This window comes from Holdemania filiformis DSM 12042 (assembly GCF_000157995.1).
GTDB classification, from domain to species: Bacteria; Bacillota_I; Bacilli_A; order Erysipelotrichales; family Erysipelotrichaceae; genus Holdemania; species Holdemania filiformis.
This window is the reverse complement of sequence record NZ_GG657557.1, coordinates 324,427-332,743: the sequence shown is the minus strand read 5'-3', so window position 1 is coordinate 332,743 and position 8,317 is coordinate 324,427. Positions and strand designations below refer to the sequence as shown.

The following is an 8,317-nucleotide window of genomic DNA, read 5'->3' as shown; positions in this document are numbered from 1 at the left end:
TTCGGGTTACAAAGGTGTCCATTTCTTTTGAAATAACATTTGCGGAGTGATAATTTTTCTTCCCTTTTAAATTTATTGCCAGGAAATAAATTTCGTTTTCATTGATCTGTATATTGTATTTTCTGCAAAGCTTACGATAAATTGATTCAGCAATGAGGATTTCGTGGGCGAACAGATTTTTATTTTGGAATACGTCTTGAATACCTTCAGGTTCAATATAATGATTGGCATACATCCGGTTTAAGGCGATCAGAACGTGAACAACTAAATTCTGAAGAATCAGGTCTGAAATTTCGTAATCATTGTGTGCTAATACGTCCATAATGATTTCAGAGGTTGAGCTGATGATATCGTTATTAAAGAAATTTATTTCTTGTTCAACCTGGTGCCCGTATAAGTTTTCTTTGATGATACATAATCTTTTATTGATTTCCGAGCCGTCGATCTTAATTCCATAGCCGTATTTGTTTTTCACCGTCAGGGAATATTTATGAATGCGTGTTTTCAAGATCTTTAAATCTGCATAAAGCTGACTTCTGGAAATATATAACGCATCTTCCAGCCGGCTTAAAGAGACATAGCTGTTCGTATAAGATAATAAAAGAATTAATTTATTAACCCGGTAAAGCTGGTCATATTCGTCATTTCTTCCAGCTTCGATTATTTCATTAAGAAAAAGGGCATCTTCGTGGCTCAGCATATAGCCTTTGCCTGGTTTGGCAATCAAATGAATCTTATTCGAATCAAGAAAATCCTGAAGGGAATTCAGATGATTTTTAATCGAGGATTTACTTGTCTGGCACTCCGCAGCCAACAGGTTTAGGGTGATATATTCATCAGAATGCCTGCATAATGCGCTGAGCAGGCTGATTTGTCGGGAATTGAATTGTATCTTGTTCATTATTCTGTTTCCTTAACCTTTCGTTTATTCTTGGAATACAGTAAAATCAGGATTGGGAACAAGACCGGCAGGATCATACCGAAGAGTCCGCCGAGCAGCGACGAAGAAGTGATGATAAAATAGTAAGCGATAATCCCGTTGCCGCCGAACCAAAGATAGAGATAATTAAACACCCCGCCGAATCCAAAGTTCATGATTAGAATTAAGACATTAATCATCAGCGCGGTAAGGCAGGCTTTTTTTAAATCGGAGGCAGATAAATCAGTTAGAAACGATTTGTATATCAGGCCGTAGCCTAAAATGGCTGCAACACCAGTGCCGATGAGATAAAAAGTGCCGTTGAACCAATCCCGGAGACCGACTATTTCATTGAAAAGGCAAAGAATCAGGTAGACAAATAAAAGAAGAAGGGTATTCAGAATCTCAAGACTGACGAAACGGAATGAGGCCGGAATTTTTGCGATTATAGGATTAAGAATTGAAGCTGATAATTTCATTGGGTTCACGTCCCTTCTTGTCATAAATTATACCATGCTAAAAATAAAAAAAATCTTACCTTTTGGCTCGGATCAGAGCTAAAAGGCCGGATTAACTCTGTTTCAGAAATGCTAAACTGAATTCAGAAAGGCTGGAATAAAATGAAATATCGAAAATTAGGAAAAAACGGTCCCGAAGTTTCCGCCATTGGATTTGGTTGTATGGGCTTGAGTCATGGTTACGGAAATGATCAATCTGAAGAAGAAAAAATTTCCGTTATCCGGAAAGCTTATGAAGCTGGATGCAATTTTTTTGATACCGCAGAAGCTTATGGGCCGTATTGTAATGAAGAATTGCTGGGTCAAGCTCTGGCAGGGATCAGAAATAACTGCGTGGTTGCCACAAAATGCGGAATGAAAAATAGGAATGGGATAACCGTTTTAGATGGGTCGCCGCAGGCAATCAGAGAGTCTTTGGAAGGAAGTCTGCGAAGACTAAACACAGATTATATCGATCTTTACTATCTTCATCGTGTCGATCCGAATACCCCGATCGAGGTTTCAGCGCAATGCATGAAAGAACTGATTAAAGAAGGCAGAATCCGGGGATGGGGATTATCTGAAGTGGACAGTGAAACCATCCGGAGAGCTCATGCGGTATGTCCTTTGACCGCCGTTGAAAGCGAATATAACATGCTGTGGCGCAATGTTGAATCCGATGTACTGCCGTGTTTAAAAGAACTTGGGGTTGCCTTGGTTCCCTTCTCACCGCTAGCGAAAGGTTTTATGACAGGCACAATCACGGCGGATACCCAATTTTCAGATCGAGACAGCCGGAGAAGATACTCCCGGTTCCAGCCGGATGTGATTCAGGCCAATACGAAGATTCTGAATTTAATCAAGAGCTTTGCAGAACGATATCAGGTTACTGAGGCGCAGATTTCATTGGCCTGGCTTTTAAGTCGGTATGAATATTTAGTTCCGATTCCAGGAACAACAAAACAATATCGGGTCATTGAAAATCTCAAGGCGGCAGATCTGGATATGACTGCGGAAGATCTTGAGCAGTTAACTCAACTTTTAAATAAGACCCCCGTGGCAGGCCAGCGATTTTGATATCGTTGAAAAAGAAGTTACTTTTAAAAGTTGAGGGAGAAGAAAAATTTATAGAGTTTTGGCTTATCGCAAAGTTATGACGCTGAAGCATTGTTGTAAGAATAAATGATAGTATTTGTGCAGTGGAAGAACCCCAATGAAAGCTTAATTGAAAAGAGAGGAGATGAATTCTATGAAAATTGTATTAGTTTGTATGGCCGGCATGTCAACCAGCTTGTTAGTGGAAAACATGAAGAAATATGCGGAACCTGAGGACCGGATAACAGCAATGTCATATACGGAACTTGAACATACCTTAGAAGGGGAAAAAGTGGATGTTGTTCTGTTAGGACCGCAGATTAAAATGCACTATGATGAATTAAAAGACATTTGCGATCGCCGCAACGTCAAGATTGCGATTCTGGCTCCTGTTGTTTATGGCCGCATGGACGGTGCCAAGGCGATGGAGATGGCAAAAACGATTTAAAGGCAAATTGATAAAGTAGATGGGGAATTCCCTGCTTAGATGGAGGAGCTTATGAAAGAGAAAAAAGATCTGTCTGAACAGATAGAAAGCTTTACCAACAAAATCGCGAAACCGTTATCCAAGTTCGCTGCGATTCCTGGCGTTGCCGCCGCGATTGAGGGTATATCCGCCAATATGAATTTAATTATTATCGGCGGCGTATTCATGATCTTATATGTCTTATCCAGTGCCTATGCGACAGGCACGGAGAACGCGATTCTTCCGTTTTTGACGCCTTACGGAAGCAATGTGTCGCAGGTTAATAGTTTTACTTTAGGAATGATCGGTCTGCTTGCTTCAATATCCATCGCGAGCAAGTATGCCGAGAAAGTAAAAGTCGATCATACGACATCTGTCGTTCTCAGTTTCGTCGTCTTTATGATTCTTTCCAATTGGGGCGTCGTTGACGGAACGCTTTCTACAGCCAATTTTGGATCTAAAGGACTGATCGTCGCGATGTTCTCATCCGTTTTGAGTATCAAAGTCTACAAATGGTTTATCGACCGCAAGATTACGATTAAATTACCAGCAAGCGTACCACCGGCCATCGCCAATTCATTTATTGCCTTAATTCCTTCCTTTGTAATCATAACGTTTTGCTGGATTCTCCGGAATTTAATGAATATCGATATTGTCAGCGTTATTTACGGCTTGCTGGGACCAGTCTTTGACGCTTCGGAAACTGTTCCGTTTGCCGGTTTGGAAGGCCTGTTGTACAGTCTGTTCTGGTCCGTAGGCATTCATGGCGGCAATATGATCAGCCCGATCACCCAAGCGGTAACCAATACGTTTTTATCAGAGAATGCGGCGGCGCTGGCCAGCGGTGTCAGTTTAACCGCATTGCCGCATTGGTATAATGGCGCCCGTGTCGGCGTAACGTTCATCAACTATTGGCCGCTGCTCATCTTCATGGCGTTCTCAAAGTGCAAGGAGTTTAAGGTAATGGCTCCGGCGATGATTATCCCTGCATGCTTTAATATTACTGAGCCCTTGTTCTTTGGTCTGCCTCTGATCCTGAATCCGTTCCTGATGATTCCCTATATTATTACGCAGGTCATGACGCATTTAATATTCGCTGTTTCTGCAGCCAGCGGATTCATTGCCACGAAAGTTGCGATTTCCGTTCCCTGGGCACTGCCGTTTCCTTTGCAGCAGCTTATCGGGTTCAGCGGCGATATGAAAATATTCCTTGTGGATATCTTAGTTCTTGCGTTGTGCACTTTGATCTGGTATCCATTCTGGAAAGCTTTTGAAAAGAAAGAACTAGAAAAAGAAGCCTTGCTTGAAATCCAGTGATTAACCAAAATTGGGGAGTGGAGAACTTGAATTCTTCACTTCCTATTCATCGAAGGGAGTATGAAAATGAATCAAAGGGATCAAAAAGAAATGTTGAATTGTAGTCTGGAAATTATCATGCATGCGGGCAACGCCCGGGAATTATGTATGGCGGCTGTGAAAAAAGCAATGTCGAATGAAATGGATGAAGCAAATGCAAAATTGCAGGAAGCACGGGTGGAATTTACGGAAGCCCATCAGTCACAGACAAAGCTGTTAACTGAAAATGCACAGGCTGTTTCTGCGGAGAAAGTGGGTATCATTCCGGATATTTTGATGGTTCATGCGCAGGATCATTTTAATGCCGCTTATATCGACATTGATTTCAGCGGATTAATCATCGGTTTATATCAGGAAGTCAATGCGCTGAAAGAAGAAATAAAGGAACTAAAAACAAAATAACTAAGATGATGAAAGGAAAATGATGGATAAAAATCAAAAACTTTGGAATGTTAATTTTATCTTTATCTGTGTCGTCGCTTTTCTCAGCACACTGGGAACTTCGATCGGAACCGCAATTTTATCCAGAAAAGCAGTTTATTTGGGGGCTTCAGCGGAGATTGTCGGGGCGATTAACAGCGTGGCTTCTATATCAGCGTTGATCTGCATTCCTCTGGCGGCTCCCTTTATTGATTATTTTAATAAAAAGTATGTTTATGCACTGGTTACATTGATCAGCGCGCTGACCTTATTTGGCAATGCGGTAACCAATACCATCGGTTTTATGTTAGCACTGACGTTTATCAACGGAATCGGCAAAGGCATATCCGCTACCTCATCTCTGGCGATCGTGAGCGATACGATTCCAGAAAGCAAAATGACAGCGGGGATTACTTATTTTACAATATTCCAGGTTGCTTCACAGGCTTTCGGACCTTCTTTTGGATTAGCGTTGTATGATTATGCAGGATACGGGACAACATTTCTGATCAGTTCCGTCATGGTCTTTTTGACGGTCATCATGATATTTAAAATACCGACGCCTAGTCATAAAAGACAATCGAAGTTTAAATTCAAAATTCGCAACGCCTATGCGAAAGAGGCAATTTCTCCCGCTGTTATGATGGTGTTTTTATCGCTGGCGTACAGTACTGTGAATTCATTTTTAATCGTATATGCTGACAGCATTCAGATTCAGGATATCGGGTTGTATTTTACGGTGAACACGATCGTCTTATTATTTTCCAGGCCGCTGGTTGCGAAGTTGTCGGAACGGATAAAAGAACGAACGATCATTGTCGCGGCTGTTTTATTTACGATCGCAGCCCTGTTCTTGATTTCTATGGGAACCTCGTTAATCCACTTCATAATCGCCGCTGTCTTTGCGGCGTTTGGCTACGGCTCACTCCAGCCGATGATTCAAGCGATGTGCGTAGAAAGCGTGGGTCCTGACCGGCGCGGCGCAGCCAGCAGTACCAGCTATATGGGGACTAATATCGGGTATTTATTAGGTCCGACCCTGGGTGGAATGATCGCGGGCCGCTTTGGCTACAGCCGGATGTTTGCGTCTATGAATATCAGTTTGATCATCGCAATTTTGTTCTATTTCGGCTTTGTTGAAAGGAGAAAGAAAAATGAGGCTTATCGTTAAAGGAGATGATTTAGGATGGACCGACGGAGTGAACGCGGGGTTTGAAAAAGCCGCGCGCGATGGGATTTTGACGGCGGCGGGAGCGATGCCGAACATGCCGGCCTTTGAGCGGGGCATTCAGCTTTTAGCGCCTTATCGGCATGTAAGTCTGGGTCAGCATACAAACTTTGTATCGGGATTTCCCGTCAGTGATCCTTCCCGGATTCCCCATTTACTGAATGCCCAGGGACAGTTTTTATCAACTCGTTATATCCGCAGTTTAGATCAGTCCAAGGGAGATCCGATGCCATATTACGAAGAATATTTCTATGAAATTGAAGCTCAAGTGCTGAAATTTATAAAGGTTGTCGGACGCAAACCCGCTTATCTGGAAGGACATGCGGTCGGCACGCAGTCGTCGGAACGGGCGGTTGACGATGTCGCAGAAAAATATGATATTATTCACATTTGTCACGACGGTACCAATCCATACGGATTATTCTGCGCAAAGCTGGGAAAATACGCAATGGATATTTTCAAAACTGCAGATCAGTTTGAACAATATACATGCAGCCCGGAACAAGCGATTCTTGAAGATCAATTTGGAATCCTGGGCCATGAAACGGCTCAGATATTTTTCCATCCGGGTTTTGTAGACGCGGACATTTTTGATGCCAGCAGCTTCAATGGTGTGAGAATGAGAGACGTCCAGGCTCTGTGTTCCCCGGCAGTGAAGCAATGGATCGATGATCATAAAATTGAACTCATTAACTATTGTGATCTGCGGAAGGAGGCGGAAAGCGTTGCCATTTCCAGATAATTTTCTATGGGGAGCCGCGGTGGCTGCCAATCAGTGCGAGGGCGGGTTTTTACAGGGCAATAAAGGCATTTCCAATACGGACGTCATCACCAGAGGCAGCTTGGAGAATCCGCGGCAGATCACTTATACAGTCAATCATCGCCGACAGAAGACGGCATTAATGAATATGGAAAACATTCCGGAAGACGCTGAATTTGTCTGCTTTGATGATGAAACGTATCCCAACCATGAAAGTACCGATTTCTATCATCATTATAAAGAAGACATTGCATTGATGAAAGACTTGGGATTAAAGGCTTTTCGGATGTCAATTTCCTGGCCGAGGATCTTCCCGCTGGGCAATGACGAGGAACCCAATGAAGCTGGTTTAGCTTTTTATGAAGAAATTTTCCGGGGGTTGAAAGAAGCAGGAATTGAACCGATTGTAACGATCAATCATTACGAAATTCCAATTCACCTCACAGAGTTGTGGGGCAGCTGGCTGGACCGGAGAATGATAACGTGTTTTCTGAACTATTGTGAAACGATTTTTATGCGATATAAGGATCTGGTTCATTACTGGCTGACTTTTAATGAAATCAATCATGTAAACTTGGTCCCATTTTTAGCGGCCGGCATCACAAAAAAAGATCCTCGGTCGCTGGCTGTCGCTTCCCATTATGAATTAGTCGCTGCGGCAAAGGCTGTGTCTTTAGGCCGGAGGATAAATCCGAATTTTAAATTCGGCTGTATGATTGGTCATACGCAGGCATATCCCTATACCTGCAAACCTGAGGATATTTACGCGCGGTGGGACTTTATGAGCCGCTGTTATTTGTACAGCGATGTGCAGGTCCGGGGGTATTATCCGACATATCAGCTGAAAAAATGGGATCGAGAAGGAATTCGGCCGGAGATCACCGAACAGGATCGAAAGGATTTACAGGCAGGAACTGTCGATTTTATCAGCTTCAGCTATTATCATTCCGGAGTCCAGGCCGCTGATCTGGCAGTTTTGAAAATGACAGGCGGGAATTTAAGCCGGGGCGGGAAAAATCCGTATTTGCCGACAACCGAATGGGGATGGCAGATCGATCCAATGGGATTGCGAATGGCTTTAATCGAATTGTATGATCGGTATCAGAAACCGCTGTTTATCGTAGAGAATGGGCTGGGAGCTAAAGACCAGTTAGTTAACGGGCGAGTTCATGATCCCTATCGCATCGCCTATCTCAAAGCTCATATAGAAGCGATGATGCTCGCCATCGAAGTGGATGGAGTTGAGCTGTTAGGGTATACGCCATGGAGTTTTATTGATCTGGTTTCAGCAGGTACAGGAGAGTATCGAAAGCGTTACGGACTGGTTTACGTGGATAAGCAGGATGATGGCTCAGGAGATTATCAGCGATACCGTAAGGATTCATTTAGGTGGTATCGGGAAGTAATTAGAACAAACGGGTCCAATATTTAATCTGGTTATGAACAGTTTATAAAGCATACAGGGGGAATTCGAGTGCAGAATTCCTTTTTTCATATTATAATGAAGATACTTATTCTCGTTGCCGATAACGGCAGGGAGGTAGAAAGGGAAATATGAAGAAAGAAAAATTTTCGA

The 8,317-nt window shown here is 42.9% G+C and carries 9 protein-coding genes; 7 read left to right on the top strand and 2 right to left on the bottom strand.

What is annotated here, in order from left to right:
* On the bottom strand, positions 1–901 hold a 901-nt coding region (locus tag HOLDEFILI_RS10475), incomplete at its 3' end, for a BglG family transcription antiterminator (protein ID WP_006059638.1).
* A complete protein-coding gene (locus HOLDEFILI_RS10470; RefSeq protein WP_039864676.1) occupies positions 901–1,398 on the bottom strand; it encodes a hypothetical protein in 498 nt (165 codons plus the stop codon). The genes HOLDEFILI_RS10470 and HOLDEFILI_RS10475, both read right to left, overlap by 1 nt.
* 141 nt (positions 1,399–1,539) lie before the next feature.
* On the opposite strand from HOLDEFILI_RS10470, the gene HOLDEFILI_RS10465 reads away from it, so the two are divergent.
* From HOLDEFILI_RS10465 to HOLDEFILI_RS10435, 7 genes are all read left to right on the top strand, one after another.
* Positions 1,540–2,493 carry an aldo/keto reductase gene (locus HOLDEFILI_RS10465; protein WP_039864674.1) on the top strand — a complete coding sequence of 318 codons (954 nt, stop codon included), beginning with the start codon at positions 1,540–1,542 and terminating at the stop codon, positions 2,491–2,493.
* A 172-nt stretch (positions 2,494–2,665) separates the two neighbouring features.
* Complete coding sequence (locus HOLDEFILI_RS10460) at positions 2,666–2,959, top strand: PTS sugar transporter subunit IIB (protein ID WP_050766964.1); 294 nt, start codon at positions 2,666–2,668, stop codon at positions 2,957–2,959.
* Between the two features lie 51 nt (positions 2,960–3,010).
* Complete coding sequence (locus tag HOLDEFILI_RS10455) at positions 3,011–4,294, top strand: PTS sugar transporter subunit IIC (RefSeq protein WP_039864673.1); 1,284 nt, start codon at positions 3,011–3,013, stop codon at positions 4,292–4,294.
* A 66-nt stretch (positions 4,295–4,360) separates the two neighbouring features.
* A complete protein-coding gene (locus tag HOLDEFILI_RS10450; protein WP_050766963.1) occupies positions 4,361–4,735 on the top strand; it encodes a PTS lactose/cellobiose transporter subunit IIA in 375 nt (124 codons plus the stop codon).
* A gap of 22 nt (positions 4,736–4,757) precedes the next feature.
* A complete protein-coding gene (locus HOLDEFILI_RS10445) occupies positions 4,758–5,924 on the top strand; it encodes an MFS transporter (RefSeq protein WP_167317140.1) in 1,167 nt (388 codons plus the stop codon).
* Complete coding sequence (locus HOLDEFILI_RS18445; protein WP_006059630.1) at positions 5,908–6,723, top strand: ChbG/HpnK family deacetylase; 816 nt, start codon at positions 5,908–5,910, stop codon at positions 6,721–6,723. The genes HOLDEFILI_RS10445 and HOLDEFILI_RS18445 overlap by 17 nt, the downstream gene beginning before the upstream one ends.
* Positions 6,707–8,173 carry a glycoside hydrolase family 1 protein gene (locus HOLDEFILI_RS10435; RefSeq protein ID WP_006059629.1) on the top strand — a complete coding sequence of 489 codons (1,467 nt, stop codon included), beginning with the start codon at positions 6,707–6,709 and terminating at the stop codon, positions 8,171–8,173. Before HOLDEFILI_RS18445 ends, HOLDEFILI_RS10435 begins: the two co-directional genes overlap by 17 nt.
* The last annotated feature ends 144 nt before the right edge of the window (positions 8,174–8,317 follow it).